Origin of the sequence: Sphingomonas sp. J344 (assembly GCF_024700005.1) — a bacterium.
GTDB lineage: Bacteria > Pseudomonadota > Alphaproteobacteria > Sphingomonadales > Sphingomonadaceae > Sphingomonas.
On record NZ_JAJONB010000001.1, the window covers coordinates 2,079,468 to 2,104,332 of the forward strand.

Annotated in this window: 18 protein-coding genes, 1 tRNA gene and 1 pseudogene; 12 read left to right on the forward strand and 8 right to left on the reverse strand. The window is 66.2% G+C overall.

The window, feature by feature from the left end; all coding sequences use genetic code 11:
* Positions 1 to 256 precede the first annotated feature (256 nt).
* Positions 257 to 1,201: an AraC family transcriptional regulator gene (locus tag LRS12_RS10540; protein ID WP_257844538.1), complete on the reverse strand. Its 945-nt coding sequence runs from the start codon at positions 1,199 to 1,201 to the stop codon at positions 257 to 259.
* 514 nt (positions 1,202 to 1,715) lie between these two features.
* On the reverse strand, positions 1,716 to 2,306 hold the full coding sequence (locus LRS12_RS10545; protein ID WP_257844539.1) for a hypothetical protein: 591 nt from the start codon (positions 2,304 to 2,306) through the stop codon (positions 1,716 to 1,718).
* 107 nt (positions 2,307 to 2,413) lie between these two features.
* Here LRS12_RS10545 and LRS12_RS10550 point away from each other — a divergent pair, with 107 nt between their 5' ends.
* The 4 genes from LRS12_RS10550 to LRS12_RS10565 all read left to right on the forward strand — a co-directional run bounded on the left by LRS12_RS10550 (position 2,414) and on the right by LRS12_RS10565 (position 7,431).
* Positions 2,414 to 2,641, forward strand: coding sequence for a hypothetical protein (locus tag LRS12_RS10550; RefSeq protein ID WP_257844540.1), 228 nt, complete (start codon positions 2,414 to 2,416; stop codon positions 2,639 to 2,641).
* On the forward strand, positions 2,638 to 4,764 hold the full coding sequence (locus LRS12_RS10555) for a hypothetical protein (protein ID WP_257844541.1): 2,127 nt from the start codon (positions 2,638 to 2,640) through the stop codon (positions 4,762 to 4,764). Before LRS12_RS10550 ends, LRS12_RS10555 begins: the two co-directional genes overlap by 4 nt.
* A gap of 683 nt (positions 4,765 to 5,447) precedes the next feature.
* Positions 5,448 to 6,371 (forward strand): hypothetical protein, encoded by a 924-nt coding sequence (locus tag LRS12_RS10560; protein ID WP_257844542.1) that lies wholly within the window; start codon positions 5,448 to 5,450, stop codon positions 6,369 to 6,371.
* Positions 6,372 to 6,453: 82 nt separating this feature from the next.
* Entirely contained in the window at positions 6,454 to 7,431 is a 978-nt protein-coding gene (locus tag LRS12_RS10565) for an autotransporter domain-containing protein (RefSeq protein ID WP_257845486.1), read from the forward strand.
* A 188-nt stretch (positions 7,432 to 7,619) separates the two neighbouring features.
* Here the strand turns inward: LRS12_RS10565 and LRS12_RS10570 are convergent.
* Positions 7,620 to 7,694, reverse strand: a tRNA-Glu gene (locus LRS12_RS10570).
* A 245-nt stretch (positions 7,695 to 7,939) separates the two neighbouring features.
* Here LRS12_RS10570 and LRS12_RS10575 point away from each other — a divergent pair.
* Positions 7,940 to 9,248: pseudogene (locus LRS12_RS10575) on the forward strand (UDP-glucose/GDP-mannose dehydrogenase family protein).
* A gap of 29 nt (positions 9,249 to 9,277) precedes the next feature.
* Here LRS12_RS10575 and recJ read toward each other — a convergent pair.
* The 3 genes from recJ to LRS12_RS10590 form a co-directional block, all read right to left on the reverse strand.
* Entirely contained in the window at positions 9,278 to 11,032 is a 1,755-nt protein-coding gene (gene recJ, locus LRS12_RS10580) for a single-stranded-DNA-specific exonuclease RecJ (protein ID WP_257844543.1), read from the reverse strand.
* A gap of 159 nt (positions 11,033 to 11,191) precedes the next feature.
* On the reverse strand, positions 11,192 to 12,484 hold the full coding sequence (locus LRS12_RS10585; protein ID WP_257844544.1) for an MFS transporter: 1,293 nt from the start codon (positions 12,482 to 12,484) through the stop codon (positions 11,192 to 11,194).
* Positions 12,485 to 12,583: 99 nt separating this feature from the next.
* Entirely contained in the window at positions 12,584 to 14,032 is a 1,449-nt protein-coding gene (locus LRS12_RS10590) for a S41 family peptidase (RefSeq protein WP_257844545.1), read from the reverse strand.
* A gap of 235 nt (positions 14,033 to 14,267) precedes the next feature.
* Between LRS12_RS10590 and rpsU the strand changes: the two genes are divergently transcribed.
* Together rpsU and LRS12_RS10600 are read left to right on the forward strand one after the other, a co-directional pair.
* Positions 14,268 to 14,474, forward strand: a complete 207-nt coding sequence (rpsU, locus tag LRS12_RS10595) for a 30S ribosomal protein S21 (protein WP_010162663.1) — start codon at positions 14,268 to 14,270, stop codon at positions 14,472 to 14,474.
* Positions 14,475 to 14,565: 91 nt separating this feature from the next.
* Positions 14,566 to 15,183 (forward strand): FKBP-type peptidyl-prolyl cis-trans isomerase, encoded by a 618-nt coding sequence (locus tag LRS12_RS10600; RefSeq protein WP_257844546.1) that lies wholly within the window; start codon positions 14,566 to 14,568, stop codon positions 15,181 to 15,183.
* Positions 15,184 to 15,195: 12 nt separating this feature from the next.
* Here the strand turns inward: LRS12_RS10600 and glpD are convergent, their stop codons facing one another.
* Both glpD and LRS12_RS10610 read right to left on the reverse strand, forming a co-directional pair.
* Positions 15,196 to 16,731: a glycerol-3-phosphate dehydrogenase gene (glpD, locus tag LRS12_RS10605; protein WP_257844547.1), complete on the reverse strand. Its 1,536-nt coding sequence runs from the start codon at positions 16,729 to 16,731 to the stop codon at positions 15,196 to 15,198.
* Positions 16,732 to 16,754: 23 nt separating this feature from the next.
* On the reverse strand, positions 16,755 to 18,848 hold the full coding sequence (locus LRS12_RS10610) for an acyltransferase family protein (RefSeq protein WP_257844548.1): 2,094 nt from the start codon (positions 18,846 to 18,848) through the stop codon (positions 16,755 to 16,757).
* Between the two features lie 242 nt (positions 18,849 to 19,090).
* Here LRS12_RS10610 and LRS12_RS10615 point away from each other — a divergent pair, with 242 nt between their 5' ends.
* From LRS12_RS10615 to LRS12_RS10635, 5 genes are all read left to right on the forward strand, one after another.
* A complete protein-coding gene (locus LRS12_RS10615) occupies positions 19,091 to 20,323 on the forward strand; it encodes a M48 family metallopeptidase (RefSeq protein ID WP_257844549.1) in 1,233 nt (410 codons plus the stop codon).
* 43 nt (positions 20,324 to 20,366) lie between these two features.
* Positions 20,367 to 21,794 carry an O-antigen ligase gene (locus tag LRS12_RS10620; RefSeq protein WP_257844550.1) on the forward strand — a complete coding sequence of 476 codons (1,428 nt, stop codon included), beginning with the start codon at positions 20,367 to 20,369 and terminating at the stop codon, positions 21,792 to 21,794.
* 72 nt (positions 21,795 to 21,866) lie between these two features.
* On the forward strand, positions 21,867 to 22,202 hold the full coding sequence (locus tag LRS12_RS10625) for a polysaccharide biosynthesis/export family protein (RefSeq protein ID WP_257844551.1): 336 nt from the start codon (positions 21,867 to 21,869) through the stop codon (positions 22,200 to 22,202).
* A gap of 29 nt (positions 22,203 to 22,231) precedes the next feature.
* Positions 22,232 to 22,555, forward strand: coding sequence for a polysaccharide biosynthesis/export family protein (locus tag LRS12_RS10630; protein WP_257845487.1), 324 nt, complete (start codon positions 22,232 to 22,234; stop codon positions 22,553 to 22,555).
* Between the two features lie 28 nt (positions 22,556 to 22,583).
* On the forward strand, positions 22,584 to 24,806 hold the full coding sequence (locus tag LRS12_RS10635) for a polysaccharide biosynthesis tyrosine autokinase (RefSeq protein WP_257844552.1): 2,223 nt from the start codon (positions 22,584 to 22,586) through the stop codon (positions 24,804 to 24,806).
* Positions 24,807 to 24,865: the final 59 nt, after the last annotated feature.

A 24,865-nucleotide genomic window follows, 5' to 3' on the forward strand; every position in this document is an offset into this window, starting at 1 on the left:
CGCTCTCTGCGGCTATTCGGCACCCCTCTTCTCACGGCGGATCTTGTCACGCTTACGGTCGCGTGCAGTTCGATTGGTGTAGGTGTTGCGCCGCAGGTGAAGCGCCACCGCTAAAACGGCCAGTACCATCAGAACAATAAGACCATAAGCCAACATCAAGCGGGGTTCGATAAATAATACCTGTCGAGAGAAAGTGTGATCGACGTCTATCACGAGCAGGTCGAAGCGCTAAGCGTATTCGTAAGGTGAGCACTGCTCACCTGGCCGCGTCGCGCGCCTCGCGTGGCGAATGGCCGAAGCGGCGACGGTACATCCGGGCAAAGCTGGACAGATCGAGAAATCCGGAGCGATAGGCCGCGTCGGTGACCGAGAGTGTCGCGTCATGCAGCAGGAGCGCGCGCGAGTGTTCCAGCCGGGCTGCCCAGATCGCTTCGGCGACGCCTTCCTCATACCGCCCGAACAATCGGTAAAGCGAAGCGCGCGACAGGCCGAGTAGCTGCGCAAGGCGCGCGGGATCGAACTCGTGATCCGCGCAATGCTGCTCAATGGCGCGAAGTGCTGCGGCGTAGAGCCCGTTTGCGAACGGTTCGGGCTCGTCCTCGACCTCCTTGGGCGCGCTCAGCGCCGCAAGCGCGAGCTCACCCATCACCCGCATCGCAACGTCCCGTTCCGCATCGCTGAGGCGTGCCGCCTCGGCTGCGAGCGCGCGCATATGCGAGGCGAGCAGGCCGCCGATGCCGCTGGTCCGCAGCGCATGCCCGCCAAGGTCATCGACGGCGTCGCCAATCGCCGCGCGAACCGCCGCTCTCGGTAGAAAAATCGCCATTTCCTGATGATCGGGAAGGACGCTGCTCACCGGATGGCCGAAATCTATGACGTAGAGCTGGCCGCGCTGCAGCTTCATTTCGCGGCCATGCTGAACTGCCCCGGTGGTCGGGCTCGCGACCAGGCCGATGCTGATCTCATCCCGGTCGTCGGCCGCGCACATCCGTTTGGTGCGGTCCATGATGAAGCCGCGGGATTCATAGTTCATGAACTCGATGCCGGGTGCGGCGAGCGCGGTGACACGAGCATGGACAGGCGCGTCGGCGCTCGCGCGCGTGCAAGCCATGCGACCGCCCGTATTCGAGAACCAATAGTCGAGCCGCTGCGCTTCCGGGACGGCATCGGTCGACAGTTCGGCATGAACAACTGAGGCCATGCGTGAGACGATGTCACAAGTTGCCGCGCGTGTCCCGCCCCGGCGCGCAACGCTCCCGCATGCAAAGAAACCAGATAATGTCGTTGGGATATCGTAACAACTTGTCCAGACGAGCTAATTTGCCTCCTGTGCCGGTTCCGGACATCGCGACGGCTGTGAGACGTCGGGCACATTCTCGGAGACGTGTGGCCTAACCGCCACGCTTTTGCGCCGACTACCCTTGCCGGGATCAGTCGCGGACAGGATTCGCCGCAGATCCGGGGGACAGAATGAACGGATATATGACTCGTCGAATCGCGACGCTTCTCGGAAGTACGGCGACCGCTCTCGTCCTGCTGGGGCCGGCGGGTGCGGCTGCCCAGTGCGTGCCGGCGTGGGACTCAGCTGTGGCGGCGCGAGTGCTGACGGGATGGACGGACCGACGACCGGACCTTTCCCGGACGCCGGTGTGCCGGGCGGTGGCGGTACGGCGGGACTGACGGTCGATGAAACGATATCCGCGAACATTTCGACATCAGGTGGCACCCCGGCACTCGATGTGATCAGTCGTGGCGGGCGCGGGGGCAAGGGCGGGACCGGCACGCTGATCGGTGGCCGCGGAGGTGCCGGCGGCGACGGCGGCTCGGTCGCGATCAACCTGTCCGGCAGTTTCACGACCATTGGCGATCTGGGTGCCGGGGTTCATCTCGGCAGCTATGGCGGGCGCGGTGGCGACAGCGGTGTGACCGGACTGCTGGCGTCGCTGGATCCGGGGCGTGGCGGTGCGGGCGGCGACGTCCTCCTCTTGACCGGCGCGAGGGTCTCGACCGACGGGTTCGCGACGTCGGGTATCTTCGTCGAGAGCCTTGGCGGCATGAGTGGAGCTCAATCGGCGCGCGGCGGCGGCCTCGGTCCGCTGTCGGGAGCGGGCGGACGCATCACGATCGTCAACACCGGCGCGGTGACGACCCTGGGCGCTGAATCGCGTGCGATCCATGCGATCAGCATCGGCGGGACGGGCGCGGACTGGGTCGCGGCGTCGCGTGGCGGAGGGCGCGGTGGCGCCGGCGGCGCGGTGTCGGTCACGAGTAGCGGTTCGCTTCAGACCGCCGGTGCCTTTGCGCATGGTGTCGATGCCTTTTCGGGGGTGGTGCAGGGGGCGACGGTTCCGACACGTCCAGCGCTTTCTCGACTGCAGCGGGGCCGGGTGGCACCGGCGGCGGCGGCGCGGCAGTGGACGTTGTGCTTTCGGGTACGATCACGACCCTCGGCAACGACGCGACCGGCGGCCGCGTCGCCAGTCAGGGCGGCCGCGGGGGTGCCGGGGGCACCGGCAGCGCGGTGTTCGGCGAAGGTCGTGGCGGTGACGGTGGCCGGGGCGGCGACGGCGGCAGCGCGACGGCGGCGATCAATGGCACGATCGTCACTGCAGGAACCGCGCGACGGGGCTGGCGGTCATGAGCATCGGCGGCGATGGCGGCAATGCGGGCGCTGGTGCCGGCGCTGCTGCGACTGGCGGCACCGGGGGTGCTGGCGGTGTCGGAGGCGCGATCGAAATAGTGATCGGCACCGGGGGACGCATCACTACAGCGGGGATCGAGGCGCATGCAGTCGCGGCGCTCAGTCGCGGCGCTCGCGGTGGCGTTGGTGGCAACGCCAGCGGCTTTTTCGGCGATGCTGCGGGCGGCGGTGCCGGGGGCGACGGCGGCGCGATCGACATTGAAAGCCTTGGCACCCTCGTCACCAGCGGAAGGGACGCGATGGGGATTTCGGCGCTGAGCGTCGGCGGCTCCGGCGGCTATGGTGGAAGCAGCGGCGGCGTGATCGCTATCGGGGGCAGTGGCGGGGGCGGCAGCGACGGCGGGCGGATCGACGTCGTTCATGGCGGCACCATCACCACCGGTGGCGATGGCGGCCACGGCATCTTCGCGTCAAGCATCGGGGGAGATGGTGGTCTGGCGGCCGGAGCGGCGGGACTGGTCGCGTTCGGCGCGCGTGGCGGTGGCGATGGCACGCTCGCCTGTCTGTTGCAGCCAGCGGGATGCAACAATGGCGGCACCGTCACGGTCATCAATCGCGGGGCGATCCGCACCGGCGGCGATCTCGCGCTCGGCATCCTCGCCCAGAGCATCGGCGGCGGCGGCGGCGCGGGAAGTTCGCAGGCCGGCTGGCTGACGATCGGGGGATTTGGCGGCGAAGGCGGCGACGGGCGTGCGGTGACGATCACCAACGAGTCGACCGGTACGATTGTCACGACCGGCGATCAGGCGCCGGCGATGCTTGCGCAGAGCGTCGGCGGCGGTGGCGGTTTCGCAGGCAATGCCGACAGTATCGCGGTTGGGGTGACTGCCGCGATCGGCGGCGACGGCGGCAATGGCGGCAATGGCGGCCGGGTAGAGATCGTCAACCATGCCGCATTGGCGACCAAAGGTTATGACTCGCCGATCATCCAGGCGCAGAGCATTGGCGGCGGCGGCGGCAATGGCGGCGACGCCACGACCGAGGGACTTGCCCTGTTCACGGTCGCGGTCGGCGGATCGGGATCGGCGGGTGGGGATGGCGGACTGGTAACCGTGCGCAATCGTGGCGCACTCGCCGGCGATCTCGACCGGTCTAGCGGCATTGTGGCGCAGAGCATCGGTCGCGGCGGCGGCACCGGCGGCTCGGGCTATACCGCGACTGTGTTTCCGGTGGTCGATATCGGCATTGCCGTCGGCGGTCGCGGCGATGGCGGCGGCAGCGGCGGGCGCGTCGAGGTCGAAAATTGGGGCGCGATCTCGGTCGCCGGCGACGACAGCCGCGGCATTTTTGCACAAAGCATCGGCGGCGGCGGCGGTATGGGCGGATCGGCCGTCGCCTATACGCTCAGTGGTGGTCCCAAAATATCCTTCTCCGCCTCGGTCGCCGTTGGCGGTGCGGGCGGTAGCGGCGGCAATGGGTCGCTGGTGACGGTCGGCAACCATGGCCGGATCAACGCCTATGGCGATGCGGGTCACGGCATTCAGGCACAAAGCGTGGGCGGAGGCGGTGGCGTGGGCGGCGATGCCTCGGCGTCGGCGACAGCGATCACGGTGACCGGCAGCAGCATCGCGCTGACCGTGGCCGTCGGGGGTAGCGGCGGTGCCGGTGGCCATGGCGGATCGGTTGACGTGACCAACACGGCGGCGGTCACCACGCTGGGCGCGCGCGCGCATGCGATCTTCGCCCAGAGTGTGGGTGGCGGCGGCGGCGAAGGGGGGGCTGGGCGACGCATCGGCGACCCAGCTCAATGCGCGCGCCGGGATGCTGGCCAAGTTCGCGCTCAAGACCGGTGCCAGAGTCTTCAAGACCGCCACGCCCACCTTCGCCAAGGGGCGGGCAATCCAGATCGCGGTCGGCGTCGGCGGCGCGGGCGGTGCGGCCGGGAATGGCGGCACCGTGGAAGTGGTCAACAGCGGTGCGCTGATGACCGATCTCTATGGTTCGCACGGCATTCTCGCGCAGAGTGTAGGCGGTGGCGGCGGATCGGGGGGCCTCGGCTTTTCGGATGCGACCGGAATTCCGCTGACCGCCGCGTTCGGCGCTTCGGTCGGGGTCGGCGGTGAGGGCGGCGCGTCGGGCAACGGCGGCGCGGTCACGGTGATCAACACCGGCAGCATCGTCACCTATGGTGGCAACGCGTTCGCGATCATGGCGCAAAGCGTCGGTGGGGGCGGCGGCTTTGCCGATACGGGAGCGGACCTGACTGGCGGTCAGGGCGGCGACGGCTCGGGGGTCGGCGGCTTCGGTTCGATCAACCTCAGCATCGGCGGCACGGGCGGTGCCAATGGCGACGGCAATGCGGTGATGGTCGATCATGCAGGCACCCTCGTCACGCACGGCAAGACCGCGCATGCGATCTTCGCACAGAGCGTGGGCGGCGGCGGCGGCTTTGGCGGCGATGCCAGCAACAACATCATGGGCAAGATCAGCGTCGCGGGCGACGGCACGGGCGAGGGCGATGGAGGCGCGGTCCTGGTTGCCTTTAACGGCACGATCATGACCTCGGGCGCAGGCGCCTATGGCGTGCTTGCGCAAAGCGTGGGCGGAGGCGGCGGCATCGGCGGCGATGTCACCACGCTGCCGCTCAGCGTGCTCGGCCAGCAACTGGTGCCCGCAGTGTGGGCGGGCTTCGTCCAGGTCGACGGGATGAACGGCAAGGGTGGCAATGGCGGTGACGTGATCGTCGACGGCATGGGCGCGATCGTCACGACTGGCGCCGGCGCGCACGGCATATTTGCCCAGAGCGTTGGCGGCGGGGGGCGGCATCCACGGCTCGATTCTGCTCGCCGATTTCACGGGCGTGCCGCCCGGCGAGAACCCGCAAATCTCCGGCGTTGCCGATCTGATCTTTGGCAGCGTCGGCAACTTCGGGACTGCCGGCATCGTCGATGTAACGCACAGCGGCGGGATCAGCGCGACCGGCAACAATGCCAGCGCGATCTGGGCGCAGAGCGTCGCAGGCATGCCCGACGCTGGAAAGCGCCAGGCTGGCGGCGATGTTTCGGTCAGGGTCGCCGGTGGCGACTATCGCGGTGGCGGCGGAGACGGGGCAGGGATCCGGGTCGCCAATGGCAATCTCAACACGATCACCATCGGCCCGGGTGCCAGCGTTTCGGCCCAGAGCGGCGTTGCGATCCGCGTGACCGACGATGCCGGCTTTGCGCGGACGACGATCTCAAACGCTGGTACTGTCATCGGCAATGTGCTGGCAGGCGAGGGCGTGCGCAGCGATTTCGCCAATCTGATGGGCGGGCTTTTTCTCCCCGGCAGCCACGTGACGCTCAGGGGCGGCACGCTCTCCAATGCCGGGACGATTGCGCCGGGTGGCTATGGCCTGATCCAGACCACCACGCTCACCGGCGGATATACGCAGACAACGGGCGGCGCGCTCGATCTGGATATCCGGATCGGCGGGGCATCGGACCGAATCGCCGCGACGGGGGGCGGTGGCGATATCGGGCCAGGTTCGCCCGACGGTCGACGCCTTTGCCGGTGCCTGGGCACCCGTGACGATCCTCACTGGATCAAGCGCAAGCGTCGCCGGCGTGTCGGTCCGCGATACGCTGGCAGTCGACTGGTCGGCGAGCGCCATAGGACAGAATGTGGTTCTCGACGCGCGATTCGATTTCGGGTTGCGCGGCACCAACCCGGCCGGGCTCAACGCCGATGAACAGGCATTGGGCGGGCACCTTGACGCCGCCGCGATCACCAATGGCGCAGGTCTCAGCATGCTGCTGACGCCGCTCGCCAACATGACCGTGCCAGCCGACTACAAGGCCGCCCTCGAGACCCTGACGCCCGAGCCTTATGCTGCCCAGCGCTGGCTGGGTGTGCGCGCAACCGCACAGTTCGCCGACGCGGTGCTGAGTTGTCGTGACAGCTCCAATGACACGCCGCTGCGCGAGGCGAGTTGCGCCTGGATCCTCGGCAACGACCGCAACTTTGCCGCGGACGCAACGCCCGCCACCGTCGGCTTTCGCGAAGACGCGCAGAGCGTGAGTGGGGGCGTCCAGTTCAAGCTGGGTGACAATTGGGTGCTCGGCGCAGCGGGCGGGTACGAGACCGGGGACTTCGTTCAGCCCAACCGGGCCACTGGCGCGATTGAGCGGACACTGCTCGCGGGAACGGCAAAATACATGACCGGCCGCTTTGTCGGCTCCTTCACCGTCGCCGCAGCGCTGGGTCAGGCGACCACTGCCAGGATCGTGTCGGCGACAGTTCCCGCCATCTCTTCGAGCTCGGGCAAGTTCGATACCTATACTCTCCGGGCCAGGGTCGCCTATGGCCTCTCGTTCGGCAGCGTGACGATCGCGCCACGCGCCGACTTCGACCTGAGCTTGGTCCGCAATGGCCCGATTACTGAGGCAGGTTCCGGGGCGCTGTCGCTGGTCCTGCCGAGACAATCGGAATCGCTCTTCGCCTTCACCCCGGCAATAGAGGCGGGTATGACGCTCGACATCGGCAAGGCGCGCATTCGTCCCCTCATTTCGGTCGGTGCCACCCTCTTCGAAAAGGCCCAACTGAGCATTTCCGCCGCGCTTGCGGGCGCTCCCGGCGGAATCGCTCCATTCGCCGCATCCGCAGAGTTAAATGGCCCGCTCTATAATTTTAGCGGAGGCGTGGAGGTGACGGGGATGTTGGGTGCGATCCTGCGTCTCGAATATACCGGACGCTTCGCTGAGGGCGTGGAGGAACAGAGCGCGTCGGCAAAGCTGGGATGGCGCTTTTGACGGCGCCGACCCACGCCCGCTCTGGCGGCTCCACCGTCCGCTGGAATACCGTCTGACGAATAGTGAGGTGATGAGTGCTCGGCATGTCGCCAGAGAGCGCGCCGGTTCACGTCACCGGGGCTAAATCGAGCTGCTGTCGGGGTATGCGCCAAATTGGCGGAAAGCCTGAAATCCGCAAAGCCTGCGGATGGTGACCCCTACGGGAATCGAACCCGTGTTTCAGCCGTGAAAGGGCCGCGTCCTAACCGCTAGACGAAGGGGCCGTGAGGCGAGGGCGTCCGTTAGGCGCAGTGCTTTGCCGGGTCAAGAGGGTAAGCGACGGGTTTCAAGTTTATCGCTGGAGCCGTGTCTGGTCGGCGCGTCGCGGCCGCAGACTCGACGTCAACCTCGCCTGATCTGGCGAAATTCCGGTAGACGGACCCGCAAAACGGCCATAGCGCGATGGCGGCAATTGTGCCCTGTCGCGCTGTTCGTGCGCGGATTGAAAATCGTTTCGGAGGTTTGTTCGATGCGCATCGCGATGATCGGCACGGGGTATGTTGGCTTGGTGTCGGGCGCCTGCTTTTCCGACTTCGGTCATGATGTCGTCTGCGTCGACAAGGACGCGCGCAAGATCGGGCTGCTGCATCAGAATGTGATGCCGATCTATGAGCCGGGGCTGGCCGAACTGGTCGCGTCGAACGTCAAGGGCGGGCGGCTGTCCTTCACCACCGATATCGCGGAGGGCGTCAAGGGCGCGGACGCGGTGTTCATTGCGGTCGGCACGCCGAGCCGGCGCGGCGATGGCCATGCCGACCTGTCCTATGTCTATGCAGCGGCCGAGGAGATCGCCGCCGCCGCCGATGGCCCGACCGTGATCGTCACAAAGTCGACCGTGCCGGTCGGTACCGGCGACGAGATCGAGCGGATCGTCGCGCGCATCGCCCCCGACAAGGGGATCCGCGTCGTATCCAACCCGGAATTTCTGCGCGAAGGCGCCGCGATCGAGGACTTCAAGCGTCCCGATCGCGTCGTGGTCGGCAGCGAAGACGAGAGCGCCAGCGATGTGATGCGCGGCATTTATCGTCCGCTTTCGCTCAACCAGTCGGCACCTGTCATGTTCACCGGCCGCCGCACCGCCGAGTTGATCAAATACGCCGCCAACGCCTTTCTGGCGGTCAAGATCACCTTCATCAACGAAATCGCGGACCTGTGCGAACAGGTCGGCGCGGACGTGCAGGAGGTGTCGCGCGGCATCGGCATGGACAATCGCATCGGGCGCAAGTTCCTGAATGCCGGTCCGGGCTATGGCGGGTCGTGCTTCCCCAAGGACACGCTGGCGCTGCTCAAGACCGCCGACGATAACGAGACGCCGCTGCGGATCGTCGAGGCGACGGTCCAGGTCAACGATCATCGCAAGCGGGCGATGGGCCGCAAGGTGATCAAGGCAATGGGGGGGCGACGTGCGCGGCAAGACGGTCGCGATCCTTGGCCTGACCTTCAAGCCGAATACCGACGATATGCGCGATGCGCCGTCGATCGCGGTGATCCAGACGTTGCAGGACGCGGGGGCCACGATCCGCGCCTATGACCCTGAGGGCGTCGAACAGGCCCGGCCGCTGCTCAAGGATGTCGAGTTCACCGACGGCCCCTATGCGGCGGCGCAGGGTGCCGATGCGCTGGTCATCGTGACCGAATGGGACGAGTTCCGGGCGCTCGACCTCAAGCGGATGAAGAGCGAGCTAAGCCAGCCGCTGTTGGTCGACCTGCGCAACATCTATCCAGCCAAGGAAGCGGAGGCTGCGGGCTTTACGCTCGTTGGCGTCGGCAAGGGCTGAGGCGCGGGCGAAGCTGATGGCTTCGCGCTTCACTCCGCCCAGGCTGCATCGTCGAGATGGATTTCGGCGGCCGGACGCGGACCCCAGTCGTCGATCTTCGCGCGGCCCGCGATCCAAAGCCTGCGATCGCGCGGTGCGCCGAGCAGGGCGAGGCCGAGCGGGGTGTCGGCGGCGCGGAAGGCCATCGCCTTGATGCTGCGTCCGTCATCTCCCGCGACGATCGCACGGACATGGCCGTTGCCGACCACGTCGCACTTGATCAGGCGCACCGGCCCGGCGACGACGCGCGGCGCGGGCCAGCCCATGCCATAGGGGCCGCCCGCCTCCATCGCGGTGACGAGGTCGGGATTGACCCCGCCCGGTGCCAGCACTGCATCGAGCAATAGCGCGCGATCGCCCGATGCCCGCTCGACCGCATCGGCGAGCTTGGCGTTGAGGAAGGCGACGAATGCCGGAATCTGGTCCTCGGCAACGGTGACGCCCGCCGCCATCGCATGGCCGCCGCCAGCGATCAGCAGCCCGGCCTCCTTGGCCGCGATGATCGCCGCGCCGAGATCGACGCCCGAAATCGAGCGGCCGGAGCCCTTGCCGATCCCGTCCTCGCCGATCGCGATGACGATTGCCGGGCGACCATGCTTTTCCTTGAGCCGGCCGGCGACGATGCCGATCACCCCGGGGTGCCAGCCGCGTGCGGCGACGACCGCGACCGCACCTTCGGGCTCCATCGCTTCGGCGGATTGCTGGACCTCAGCCTCGATCGCGCGGCGTTCCTCGTTGAGGCGGTTCAGCTCTTCGGCGATGGTGCGCGCTTCGTCGGCATCCTCGGTGGTCAGCAGGCGCACGCCCAGGTCCGACTTGCCGACGCGTCCGCCGGCGTTGATGCGCGGGCCGAGCGCGAAGCCGAGATCGGTGCAGGTCGGCGCGCGGGTCAGGCGGCTCGCCTCGATCAGCGCGTTCATGCCGATATTGCGGCGCTGGCCCATCACCTTGAGCCCCTGCGCGACGAAGGCGCGGTTGAGGCCCTTCAGCTGCGCGACATCGGCGACGGTGCCGAGCGCGACCAGGTCGAGCAGGTCGAGCAGGCGCGGCTCGGCCCGGTTAGCGAAGAAGCCGCGCCCGCGCAGCACGCGGACCAAAGCCGCGCCGAGCAGCCAGGCGACGCCGACCGCGGCGAGATGGCCGTGCGCTGCCCCCTCATCCTCGTCGAGCCGGTTGGGGTTGACCAGCGCCAGTGCGACCGGGAGTTCGGAGGCGCATTTATGGTGGTCGACGACGATCACCTCCGCGCCGACCGCCTTGGCCTCGGCCAGCGCGTCATAGGCCATCGCACCGCAATCGACGGTCACGATCAGGTCGGCGCCGTCGCGCTTCAGTTGCACCAGCGCCTCGCCCGAAGGGCCATAGCCCTCCATCAGCCGGTCGGGGATATAGGCTTTGGGATCGAGGCCGAGATCGCGGAGCAGGCGGATCAGCAGCGCGGCGGAGGTCGCGCCGTCGACGTCGTAATCGCCGAACACCGTGACCTGCTCGCCGCGCTGCACCGCATCGGCGACGCGTTCGGCGGCGCGGTCCATGTCGCGGAAGATCGATGGGTCGGGCATGAAGGCGCGGATGCTGGGGTTGCGATGCGCCTCCAGCTCCTCGCGCGGGCAGCCGCGCGTCAGCAGCAGCTGGGTGACCAGATCGTCGGGCGCGAAGCTGGGGTCGCGCGCATCCGCCGCCAACCCCCGCCAGCGCCATGCTTGGCCGAGGATCGAACGATGGACGTTGAGCACGGGAGTCATCGGGGGGCTTTAGCGTTGTTTGAGAGATAGGGGAATCGCTCGTCCCTTTTCCATCGTCATCCTGAACTTGTTTCAGGATCCACAGCGCCACCAGCGGCTCAGTCGCGTGGGGAATGGTGGATGCTGAAACAAGTTCAGCATGACGGAAGAGGGGCGGGGTCAGTCCTCCAATATCTTCGAATGCACCCGCGTGTCGCGCATCATCAGATAGGTGACCAGCGATACGCCGATCATCGCGGTGACATACCAGTAGAAGCCGCGCTCCATCCCCTGATCCTTGAACCACAGGGCGACATAGGGCGCGGTGCCGCCGAAGATCGCATTGGCGAGCGCATAGGGCAGGGCCACCCCGAGCGTGCGGATATGCGCGGGGAACAGCTCCGCCTTTACCACCGCGTTGATCGACGTGTAGCCGGTGACGATCACCAGCGCGCCCGACATGATCAGGAAGGCGGTGAGCGGAGTCTGGACGGTTTCGATCGTGGTGAAGATCGGCCAAGTGAAGAGGACGCCGAGCACGCCGAAGCCGACCATCAGCGGCTTGCGCCCGATCCGGTCGGAAAGGGCGCCCGCCAGCGGCTGGATACACATGAACACGAACAAAGCGGCGGCGCTGATCTGGGTCGAGACCTGCTTGGTAAAGGCGCCGGTGCCGCTGAGGAAGGTGAGCAGGTAGACCGAATAGGCATAGAAGGCGAGCGTACCGCCGGCGGTCAGCAGCATCACCAGCGCCGCCTCGCGCGGGTGGCGCAGGAACAGGCCGCCGAAGCTGGACCTGTCCTCCGCCGCCGTGCTGCGATTGGCGAAGCTTTCGGTCTCGGGGAGATTGCGGCGGAGCCAGAACACGCCGACCGCGAGCACCCCGCCGATGAAGAATGGGATGCGCCAGCCCCATTCGGCCAGCGCGCTCTCCGCCATCGACCATTGCAGCAGCAACAGCACCGCGAGCGCGACCAGGTGGCCAGAGATCAAGGTCACATATTGAAAGCTGGAATAGAAACCGCGCCGCTCGCGCCCCGCCATTTCCGACAGATAGGTCGCGCTCGCGCCATATTCGCCGCCGACCGACAGTCCCTGCATCAGCCGCGCGACGACCAGCGATACGGTTGCCCACGCGCCGATACTGTCATAGCCGGGGGTCACCGCGATCAGCATCGATCCGCCGCACATCAGCGTCACCGACAGCGTCAGCCCCGCCTTGCGCCCGCGCCGGTCGCCGTAAATGCCCATCAGCCACGCGCCGATCGGCCGCATGAAAAAGCCGACCGCAAAGATCGCCCAGACGTTGAGCGCCTGTGCCAGTGGATCGCCCTTGGGAAAGAAATGCGGGGCGAGGAAGCTGCTGAACGCGGCATAGGCGTACCAGTCATACCATTCGACCAGATTGCCCGCCGACCCGCCAAAGATCGACTTGAACCGCTGGCGCGTGTCGATCGCATTGTTCGGCTTCATGCGCAGTTCCTCCCCAGGCTCACAATGGTGAACCCAATTTGCGCGTAGCAGACAAGAGCGGATCGGTTCGCGGGCGACGGAAACGCCCCCGCGCGAGGGTCAGAAGGATCCGGGCAACTCGCGCTGGGCCGTGTTCGGGCGCTCCGGGCTGAGCAGGTCGAAGCGGATCGACTGAACCGGCGTACGGTCAATCGACATCGTCGCGACCGCTCCGATCGGGGTACATGCCCGTCCGCCGAGGAAGTCGAGTGCAGCCTTTACCGAAGCTTCCTGGGGATCGCCCAGCGGTCGGGTGATGTCGTCGCCCGCCTGGCAGGTCGCGCCCATGAACCCGGCGAGGCCGGTATAATATGCACCCTGGCGCGCGCTGTTTTCGGTGGCGAAGGCGACCACGCGCAGCCGGTCGTCGCACGCGCTGCGGTCGATTGCGATCTGGCCGACAGGCTTGCCATATGTGTTGGTTCCGACCAGCGCTGCGCGGTTGCCCAGATAGGGGATGAAGGTGTTCATCACCAGCTCGCTCGCCGACGCGCTACCACTCGTGCCGATAAAGGCGATCCGTGTGGGTGCGATCGATTCGGGCTGCGGGCTGAAGAAGGCGGTTTCATTGTTCGAAGCCTTCGACGCGCGAAATGTCGTGTAGTTCGCGACCTGGGTGGTCGTCTTGTCGCGCGCCAGCAGATTATTGATCAGCGTGGCGATCGAGACGAGGCCGCCGCCATTGTAGCGCAGGTCGATGATTACTTCGGTGATCCCCTGCGACCTGAAATTGGCAAAGGCGGCGCGCAGGGGCGATTCGGCGGTGTTGATGAAGGTACGCAGGTTGATGTACCCGACCTTCTTGCCGCCATCGTCGATGACCTTGGCACCATAGCGCGCCGAAACCGGGGTCAGCGTATAGTCTGCCTTGGTGATCGTAACCGTCTGCGGCGTCGCGGAACCACGTGTGAAGAATCGGAACGTTCGCGTCATCGGATCGAGCGCCGCGTTGAGTCCGGCTGTGCCCTCGCTCGCGAGGATGTCGCTGACATTGCGTAAAGACCCCGTATCCGCACCGATTGCGGTGATTTCAGTCCCCCGGTCGATGCCGCCCGCAAACGCTGGCGCGCCCTCGAACGCTTCGGCGATGAACAGCCGCCGTGCCGTCGAATCGAGGATCAGGCGAAAGCCGAAACCGGCGTTGGAGCCGGAATTGTAATAGGCATTCTCCTCGGCGATCGACGTTATGTAGGTGAAATACCGGTCCTTGTTCTGGGATCGCGCGGTGGCCGTCAGCGCGTCGATATAGCCCTGCACCGTGGTATAGGGCGTCGCGCTGAGACTCGCGGGCAATGTCTCGGGGAAGAGGTACCATTCGTTGAGCTGCTGCGCCGCCCAGGACTGGCGTGAACTCAGCGAGCATGTACCGGACGGCGTCGGGGTGGGCGCGGAACCCGTTCCGCCTCCGCCCGTGCTGATCGACCCACTGCCGCCGCCGCATGCGGACAACAGGGCCAGGGTTGCGGCGGTCGCCGTAAGGCGTTGCGAACGAAAGTGAAACAGGCGCATGACGGCTCCAGATTATCGTAAGCGCCTAGCTGCGTCATGCGATAAATGCGCTATAGGAAGGCTGCCCCGGTCAGGCGACTGCCGAGAATCCATCGGTGTCGCTAAAAGGCGTCGAATGCGACGCTTTGCCTTGTCTTTTCATTAGCCCTTTGCTAGGGGCGCGTCCCAACGCCCGGGGCAGGAGCTTCGGCGACCCCTGTTCTATTGAATAAGATTCTGGAGTTGAGACGGACTTATGCAAATCATCGTTCGCGACAATAATGTCGACCAGGCGCTGCGGGCGCTCAAGAAGAAGCTGCAGCGTGAGGGCGTCTATCGCGAGATGAAGCTGCGCCGTCATTACGAGAAGCCCAGCGAAAAGCGCGCGCGTGAGCGTGCCGCAGCTGTGCGCCGTGCGCGCAAGCTGGAGCGCAAGCGCATGGAGCGCGACGGCGCCCGTTAAGGCCCGATCGCTGTCGGCGCGCGATGCGTGCCGACAGTGCGACTTTGTGACCTTTCGCCGCGCGCGCCGGCCGCTTCAGGATAGCTGACTCATGTCGTCCGTCACCGCCGTGCCGATTCCGCCGACCAGGCGCAGCTATCTCGTCTGGCTCTGGCTGGGGATCGTCGTGGCGATTGCGGGCGCGGTGGCGCTTGCCTGGGTCGGAACGGACAAGGTCGTCGCCGAGCGCGCCGACAATGCGACCTTCCTTGCCCGCAATGCATCGCAGGCGGGGGTGACGCAGACCGCGTCGGGCCTGCAGATCCAGACGATCACCGAGGGCACCGGCGCCAGCCCGACCGACAGCGACGTCGCGCTGGTCAACTACAAGGGCAGCCTGCGCAACGGCGAGGAATTCGACGCCAGCCAGCAGCCGACCCCGCTCCCCGTCGCTGGCATGATCCCGGGCTTCACCGAAGCGCTCAAGCTGATGAAAAAGGGCGGAAAGTACCGCATCTGGATCAAACCGGAGCTGGGCTATGGCAGCGAAACCAAGGCCGATCCGCGCACCGGGCGTGAGATCATCCCGGCCGATTCACTGCTGATCTTCGAGGTCGAGCTGCTCGAATTCCTGCCGATGAGCGTCTATCAGCAGATGATGCAGCAGCAGATGGGCGGTGCAACTGGCGGCGCTCCGCCCGCTCCGGACGGCGAGTCCAGGGGCCGCTGATCGAAGGCTTTTCTAGGGGGCCGAGAGGCTGGGCTGCGCAGGCGCGACGTCGTGCGGCCTTACCCGGGCCGCGACCCATTCGCTGACTGCTTCGACCTCCGAGCCGGTCAGATGCAGGCCGAGCTTGGATCGGCGCCACAGGATGTCCTCCGCAGTCAATGCCCATTCGTTGGCAACCAGGTGGTTCAGCTCGGCCTCGGTCAGGCCCGCGCCGAATGCGGCACCAAGGTCGGTGAGCGTTCGTGCGTTACCGACGATGTCGAACGCAATGGTGCCATAGCTTTCGGCAAGGCGTCGAACGGTGAAGGGGTCGAGAAATGGCGCTGTCTCGCCTAGCGCGCGCATCAGTCCGTCCAGCCCTTCGGAGCCGAGGTCGCCGCCGGGAAGGATGGCGGTGCCGGTCCAGGCCGGGCCGAGGTCCGGCAGTGCCGTCGACAGCTTGTCCATGGCATGCTCCGCCAGCGCGCGATGGGTCGTGATCTTGCCACCGAACACGGAGAGGATCGGCGCGCCCGCCTCGGTATCGAGCGCGAGGACATAGTCGCGGCTCACCTCGGACGGGCTGGCGGCATTGTTGTCATAGAGCGGGCGCACCCCCGAATAAGCAGAGACCACGTCCGTCGGCCCGATTTGAGCGTTGAACCAGCGGTTCACCGAGCTGCACAGATAGTCGATCTCGCCGGCGTCGATCGCGACCTTGCCGATCGGTCCGTCCACTGGGATGTCCGTCGTGCCGACCAAGGTGAAGCGGCTCTCGTATGGAATAACGAAGACGATCCGCCGATCGGTGTTCTGCAGCATATAAGCATGATCGCCGTCGAACAGGCGCGGCGTCACGATATGACTTCCCTTGACCAGCCGGAGTCGGCCGGATGGAGCGAGGCCCGCCTGCTCGGTCAGGAAACGCTGGGCCCAGGCGCCCGTCGCGTTGACGAGTGAGCGCGCGGTGACCGTCTCCGTGTCGCCGTCCTTGCGCTCCAGCGCGACCTGCCAGTAACCGTCGATGCGGCGTGCCTGTCGCAGTCGGGTGCGCGCCCGGATTCGGGCGCCGTGCGCCGCTGCATCGAGCGCGCAGCTGAGGGTGAGGCGGCTATCGTCTCCCCAGCAATCGGAATAGAGATAGCCACGCGCGGCGTCCGCCTTCAGCGGCGTGCCATAGGGGGTGTCGCGAAACGGGATCGCCCGCGAGCGGGGAAGGCTCGAGCGTCCACCGAGCCTGTCGTAGAGGAAGAGGCCGATCCGCATCATCCAGCCCGGCCGCATCGCGCGGTCGTGCGGCAGCGCAAAGCGCAGCGGGCGGATCAGGTGGGGCGCCGCGCCCATCAGCCGCTCGCGCTCCGCCAGTGCCTCCGCCACCAGCCTGAACTGATAATGTTCGAGATAGCGAAGCCCGCCATGAATCAGCTTAGTGCTGGCCGACGAGGTGTGCGCCGCAAGGTCGTCCTGTTCGACCAGCAGCACCCGCGCCCCGCGCCCGGCCGCATCGCGCGCGATCGCAACGCCGTTGATGCCGCCACCGGCAACGACCAAATCATAGTCAGGCTGCATTGTTCCCCCGTGTCGGCCTTGGATCAGTTCCGACATACTTGATCGCGCCCCGCGCTGCGCACACCGCGCTCTTGCTGTCTGTCCGCGCACTTGGCAACCGAATCCCCGATGGCGGAGTCCAGCGCCGGTGCAGCCGCCGACAGTGCTGCCCGCGCGCCCGTCGCGCTCAGGTGGTCATCGTCGAAATAAAGCGGGACGCCATCGAGGACGAGAGCGCAGCGACCCGATTGGGGATCGCACAGACCCTTGGCGGGATCGACCCTGAACAGCCGCGGGTGATCAGGCAGCGAATCGAGCGCCCGTCGAGCCGCTCTCGAACGGTTCTCGACCCAAGCGGTCGAGACCGACAGCCGCTGGGGATCGCCGACGCCATACCGATGGGCCTTGGCCATCCATCGTGGCACATCCCATCCCGCCTCTGGAACGGGATAGACGATCACCACCCGCTTTCCCCGTTTGATCAGCCAGCGCACTGTATCGCGGATCGACGCGGCCAGTGCCTCCAGATCGGCGTCGGAAGCGGGAGGGAGCGGTGTGCCCGTCTCCATCCCACCCTCACCGTTGTCGGGATAACTGCGCTCGAAATAGAGCGTCCAGCGCGCGGCTAGGACGACCGTGCGGATCGACGCTTCGTCCGCGATTCGCGCGAACGCAGATCGAAGCATCGTGGGGCAGGGTGTCTGATCGGGCTGGAACGGCCGAAATGCCCGGATCGGCGGGCAACTGGAGTTGGCGAGAAGGAGCGTGCCTGCACCGTTGCGCCGCGCCGCATCGACGATCGCCGGGGCGATCGCGGCGGCGTGGGAGTCGCCGATGATCGCTACATTTGGGCCGTCTGCGGCCGCGGGTTCGGTCCGGCAAGCCTGTTCCACACTCCGCGCCGGAGGCAAGCCGACGTAGCAGGCACTCTGTGCGACACGGGCCTGCTGCGCCGTGGCGCCGAGCCGCAGCGCCGTCGCGCCGAGACGCGCGGGAACGCCATTTGCGAGGACGAACCATCCGCTCAGCGCGACGCAGGCGGCCCAGAACAGGCCGCATCCAATCACGAAGCTCCTGGTTCCCACGCGCCCCGGTCGACGCAGCGGCTGTTCGACGATTCGCCACGTCAGCGCACCGAGGGCGATTGCGAGCAGAAGCAGCGCGCATGTCGCCAATGGTCCTAGCGCATTCATGGGAAGCACGCGACCGAATGCAAGAACCGGCTGGTGCCAGAGGAAGGTGCTGTAGGACACAAGCCCGAGCGCGACCAGGGGTGGGGAAGCCAGCAGCCTCCCGACTCCGCTGACGGGGTTCGCATAGCGCAGTACGAGTAGCGTCCCGATCACGGTGGGCAGCGTGGCCACCCCGGGGAACGGCGTGTCCGCATCGAGCAGGAAATAGGGGGCCAGCAGCATCGCCACTCCAATGCTGGCCAAGGGCAGTTTATGAAGTCGAGTCTCGACCGCGCCCTTTGCCGATGGCGCCATCGCGAGCAGCGATCCGGCGAGGAACTCCGACGCCCGGGTCGGGAGCAGATAATAGGCTGCTGCGGGCATGCGGGTGGACAGAAGTTCGGCGAGCGCGAAAGAGACGAGCGCGGCGGCGAGCAAAAGCGGGGTAGCATAGCGCCGAAAACGCGGGAGGAGCAGGAGCAGCAGCGCGGGGGGCAGGACCAGGTAGAACTGCTCCTCCAGAGACAGGCTCCACAGGTGCATTAGCGGGTTGAGTTCCGCCGCATCGTCGAAATAGCCCTGACCCTCCCGCCAGAAATGGACATTGGCGAGGAATAGGAGCGCGGCAACCCCGCTCCGGCCGAGCGACTCGAGCTGCTCTGCGGTGGGTAGCAGCAGGCCGGCCAGAGCGGTTGCCAAAATCACAGTGAAGAGTGCCGGAAAGATGCGGCGGGCGCGGCGCAGAAGGAAGTCCCGAAACCGAAACCGGCCTGACATCATATCTCGAAGGATGATGCCCGTGATGAGATAACCGGAGATGACGAGAAAGACATCGACCCCGGTGAACCCGCCCTCCGCGCCGGCGAGCTTGCCGTGGAACAGCATCACGCCCAGGACGGCGAGCGCGCGCAGCCCGTCGATCTCGGGCCGATAGGCAAGTCCTTCCTCCTGTGACCCGAAGCTCAACCCGTCCCCCCGCAATGTCGGATTTCAACCCGCGCCCGAATCGCGATGCCGCGATCGCCCCGCTCGCAGCCACGGCCTTACGTCACCCGGCACCTTGCAACCAGATCGCTTCGTGGCATAGAGGGTCACAGCGAACGGCAGCCGGTTTCGGTGTGCGGTCAGTGATTTGAACCGACGTGAAGGGGCGTGTGGCATGGCTGTCGATACCGATTGCGTCCGACGTCCGAGCCGCTGACGCCGCGATGCAATTTCGTACCCGTTTGATCGTCGCGATCGTCGGCCTGTTGCTCACGGTATTCGTGGCGCGGGTAACGGTGACCGACTTCCTGCGCGAGCGCTCGCCAGAAGCCGCTCTAAAGGTCTCTCCTTATGACGCGCAGTCGCGCGCGACGGTCGCGGCCATGGCGATGACGACTCGACTGGACGCGAAGCAGCGGATGAAGGCGCGCGACGATGCGCGCGAAGCCTTCTTACGCAGCCCCGTCAATGTCGCCGCCCTGCGCGTGCTTGGGTTCGAGCGCGAGCTTGCCGGCGATCCCGCGGGGGCGCTTCGGATCATGCGGCAGGCCGAACGGATATCGCGCCGCGACATCCTGACCCAGTTGTGGCTGCTCGAATATAACAGCCGCACCGGCAATCTGCGCGGCACGCTCCATCACTACAACCTCGCCATGCGGTCTAGCAGGACGACGCGCACCCTGCTTTTCCCGATTCTGGTCTCGGCCGCAGCCGATCCGGAAGTGCGCGTGGCGATTCGCGAGTTGATGGTGACGAAGCCCGAATATTGGTGGCGCGACTATCTGATTGAACTCATTTCGGACGGCGATCCAATGGCCGCAGTCGAAATCGCCGATGGCCTGCTCGACGTGCGCAAGCAGGAGGATCGGCCGATGGTCGAGCTGTTCCTCAACCGACTGAATGGCGAGGCGTTCCGGACAAAGTCGGAAGCGCCGATCGACCTTGGTTGGCGGGTCTATAGTTCGGCATATCACCAGGCCGGCTTGAAGCCTTCGATCCTGCGGGACGGCGGGTTCGAGCGCGAAAGCCGTTTGCCGGTCTTCGAATGGGCGCTGGTCGGCGACATCGATCTCGGCAGCGCGGTCGTCGCCCGCCCGGACGACAAGGGCGGACGCGCGCTCGCGCTCACCGCCTATGGCGGCCGGTCGGGCGAGGTGGCTCGCCAGATCCTGAAGATGGGCGGCGGCCGGTATCGGCTGTCGCTCGAATCGGGAGGGTTCGGCGCGACCGCGCCCGATGTCGAGGTGCGGATCGTATGCAACAAGGTCGAGCCGGGCCGCGATCGGGTGGTCGTTCGCGTGCCGCGCGGGGAAGCCACCGTGCGCTCGGCGCCGGCGGCCTTCGCCGTACCCGCCGGTTGCGACTGGGCGTGGCTGATCGTCAATGCTTCCTCGCGTGCACCATCGCAGGAATCGATGCCGTGGATCGACTCGATCAACGTGGAGCGCGTGAAATGAGGGGGGCGGTCGCGCCGAGCGCCGATGGACAGGAGCGGCGCGCATGGAGCCGGTGACGATGCTGCGCAGCTGGCCCCAGCACTTGCGCTTCTCCCTGTTGATCGCGCTGATTGGGCTGGCAGCCGTTATGGGCGGATCGTCGCGCGGAGATGCGTTCGGCGCACCGGTCGTTCAACCCCTTGCGATACTGTTCGCGACGATCGGCCTGCTCGTGCCCGGCCCGGTGCGCTGGCGCGAGTTCCGCGCGCCGATGCTGTTGCTGCTGGCGCTGGCCATGCTGATGATTACCCAGGTAATTCCGTTTCCCGCCGGGATCTGGACCGCCGTCCCGGGTCGCGAGCCGTTCGTGCGGATCATCGAGGCTGCGGGGCTGCCATTGGGTGCTCGCCCGATCAGCGTCGCGCCCGATCTAACCCTTTCTTCGCTTGCATGGCTTGCGGTGCCCGCTTCGGTTCTGGTGCTGTCGGCTTCGTTGCCCGGCGAACGAGTGATCGCGACGCTCCCCTACCTTCTGGGGATCGCGTTGCTTTCGGTCTTGGTCGGGCTGGCGCAGCTGCTCGGCGGGGACAAGAGCGCCTTTTATCTCTATCGCGTGGTCAGCGAGACTTCGGCGTCGGGGTTCTTCGCCAACCGCAACCATCAGGGTGCGTTCATGGTCTCTTTGATGCCGGTCGTGGCGCTACTCGCCGCGACTTGGGAGCGCGCTCCCAGCCGTCGCGCTCTTTATACGGTCGCGGCGGCAGGGATGCTGCTGCTGATCGCCAATATCGGGGTCATCGGTTCGCGTGCCGCGCTGTTGCTCGCGCCGCTGGGCCTGGCGGGCGCACTGCTTGTCTTTGCCTGTGGCCGTCCCGATGCCGGGAAAAAGCGGGTATGGAGCGGCCGACATCTCGCGATCGCATCGGTTGCAATTCTTGCGCTTGCGCTCGCGGCCTATCTGATTTCGGACACGGCGGCGGTCCGCAGGCTGTTCGGCGGCGACGCGGCGAATGTGCGCGCGATGGCCTATCCGCATCTGGTCGAGCTGCTCAAGCAGGTCTATCCGCTCGGAACCGGGTTCGGAACATTCGACCTGGTGTTCCGCGTGCACGAGCCGCTGGTCATGCTCCGCCCCACCTATCTCAACAACGCGCATAATGACCTGATCGAGCTCGTGATCACCGGCGGGCTGCCCGCAATCGCGATTCTGGCCGGGTTTCTGTCCTGGCTCGCGATTCGCGTGATGTACAGCGTACGGGGCGCAGCCGGAAGCCGCAGGCGCGCCGCCGCGCTGGCTGGACTTTCGATTGTCGCCATCCTGTTTGCTGCCAGCCTGGTCGATTATCCGTTACGCACGCCTGCCCTGGCGGCTCTGGCCGCCTTGGCTGTTGCGTTGGCGGTTCCCTGGGGAATTCCGAGCGTGCCGAAACGCGCCGCAAGGGTGGCGGGGCGCACTTTACCGCCGCCGGTAATTGAACTAGAGCGCTCGTGACGAGCTGGCCTCGATGCGAGACGGTTGTATTCTTAACTTTGTGAATTGGGGCCAGTTTTGATGCGTTTGGCTGTGAGCGCTCTGCTTCTACTCGGTGCCTGCTCGACCGGCCCGGGGCTAGTTGATACCGGGGTGGTTCGGGTCGTCGGCGCGAGCGATCTTCCCGCGCCGCGACGCGACGATCAGGCGGCCGGTCGGCGCGACTATATCATCGGCCCGTCCGATCAGCTTTCCATCGAGGTATTTGGACTTCCCGACTTGAGCCGAGACGAGGTGCGCGTCGATAGCGGCGGCTATGTCTCGATCCCGCTCGCTGGCGTGGTCGAAGCAGCGGGAAAGTCCCCGATCGAGCTGACGGCGGTCATTACCGAGCAGCTGCGCAAGGGGGGGTCCGCGATCCGAAAGTAACCGTCAACATCAAGGAGATGTTGAGCCAGGTGGTCACCGTTGATGGGGAAGTGCGCCGGCCCGGTAACTACCCGCTGGTCGGTCGCGCGACGCTACTGCGTGCGGTCGCGCGCGCCGAGGGGACGAACGAGTTCGCCGACGCAAAGCGAGTCGTAATCTTCCGCACCGTGGGGCAGCAGCGCATGGCCGCGCTTTACGATCTCCGCGCGATTCGGATCGGCGCCTATCAGGATCCCGAAGTCTATCCCAACGATGTTATCGTCGTGGGCGAGTCGGCGAGCAGGCGCCTTCTGCCCGTGATCGTGCAGGGCGCTAGCGTGTTGCTGACCCCACTCGTATATCTCCTGCGCTGATCTGCGCCGTCTTGATCTGGATGTTTCGATGAATGATGCCGTGCTGAGCCGTCACCTTCCGAATGGGGGTGGGCACCTGATTTCGGACACGGCACCAGTGGCGGACCGGGGGCCTCCCTCGCGCCTGCCCTCTCTCGTCACCTATCTGCGGATCCTGAAGCGCTGGCGCTGGGTGATAATCGGCGCGATAGCGGCGAGCCTCATCGCAGGCCTCGTCACCACCCTATTGACCACTCCCAAATATACCGCATCGGCGACGGTCGAGATTCAGCGCGACAGCTTCCAGATCGTCAATGTCGAGGGTGTAGAGCCCAAGTCGCAGGCGGCCGACGCAGAATTCTATCAGACCCAATATGGTCTCCTAAAGTCCGAGTCGCTCGCGCAGCGCGTGGTGCTTAGCCTGCGGCTTCAGGACGATCCAGCATTTTTCGAGATGTTCGGCGCGCTAGAGACGGCGGACAAGATCCGTGCCGGTGGCGTCGGCGCGCGGTCGGCGCCGGCGCGCGCGGAGCGGGTCCGTACCGCAGGCGAGTTATTGCTCGGTATCGTGAATGTCGCGCCGGAGCGCGCTTCGCGCCTCGTCCGTATCGACGTGACGACTCCCAGCGCTATCTTCTCAGCCAAGATCGCCAACGCCTGGACACGCCAGTTCGTCGAGACGACGCTGGCGCGGCGGTTCGAGGCGACCTCCTACGCACGCAACTTCCTCGAGCAGCGGCTCGGACAGCTGCGTGAGCGGCTCGAGCAGTCTGAGCGCGAACTGGTGCGCTATGCGTCCGCGCAGAACATCGTGAATCTGCCCACGTCGACAAGCTCGATGAACGGGCCGCAGGGCGCGGTCACGGAACGTCCGCTCGTCGCCGAGACTCTCGCGGCGCTCAACCAGGAGCTGAACGAGGCGACTGGGGCGCGCGTCGCTGCCGAAGCGCGTCTGCGCAATTCCGCCGATGCAACTGCGGAGGCGTTGCAGAACCAAGGGATCACCGGCATGCGCCAGAAGCGGGCCGAGGCGGCCGCCGAGCGCGCCAAGCTGCTTTCGCAGTTCACCTCCGACTATCCGCAGGTGCAGGCTCTGACCGCACAGGTCAGCCAGCTCGACGCCGCGATTGCGCGCGAGGAGCAGCGCGTTCGCACGACGCTGCAGGATGTATACAAGGCGGCGCGTGCTCGCGAAGCCGATCTGGCATCGCGTGTGTCGGTGCTGCGCAGCGAGATGCTCGACCTGCGCAGCCGGACGATCCAATACAATATCTACCAGCGCGAGGTGGACACCAACCGCCAGCTCTACGACGGGCTGCTCCAACGCTACAAGGAGATCGGCGTCGCTGGCGGTGTCGGCGTCAACAATATTTCAGTCGTCGATCCGGCGCTGATCCCCGAGCGGCCGTCGAGCCCGAATCTGATTCGCAACCTGCTGCTTGCGCTCATCCTGGGCGGCATGGTTGGCGTCGCGGCCGCGTTCGCCCTAGACCAGATCGAGGATGTGATCTCCTCGCCCACGGATGTGGAGCGCCTGCTCCGCGTGCCGCTGCTTGGCACGATCCCGAAGGTCGATACCGACGATCCTCGCGGGGAGTTGAGTGATCCCAAGTCGTCGCTGGTCGAGGCCTATCTGTCGATGCAGACCAGCCTGGCCTTCACCACCGATCACGGCGTCCCGCGCTCGTTGATGATCACTAGCACGCGGCCTGCGGAAGGCAAGACCACCAGCAGCTACGCGCTGGCGCGGTCGCTTGGGCGCACGAGCAAACGCGTCCTGCTGATCGACGGGGATATGCGCTCCCCGTCGCTTCACCACATCTTCGGGACCGAGAACCGCCGCGGGCTCAGCAACTATCTCGCGGGGACCGGGCTGGACGAGGATCTTATCCAGCGCAACTTCGACGGCGTCGATTTCCTATCGACCGGCCCGCAGCCGCCGAACGCCGCCGAACTGTTGACCGGGCCCAGGCTCGGGCGCCTCATCGACGAGCTAGCCGCGCGCTACGATCACGTTATCATTGACGCGCCGCCGGTGATGGGTCTGGCCGACGCGCCGCTGATTGCCAGCCGCGTCGAAGGCACGGTGTTCGTCGTCCAGTCGCACGCGACGCGGACCGGCGCAGCTGACATCGCGATTGCCCGCCTGTCTGACGCGCGCGCTCATGTGCTGGGCGCACTACTGACCAAGTTCGAAGCGAAGCGCGCCGACTATGGCTATGGCTACGACTATGGCTATGGCTACGGTCGGCGATCGGATTCGAAGGTCTGACGCTGGTCAAGCGAATGTTTAGCTACAGCGACTTGCGGGTGAGAGACCCGCGTGTCCGT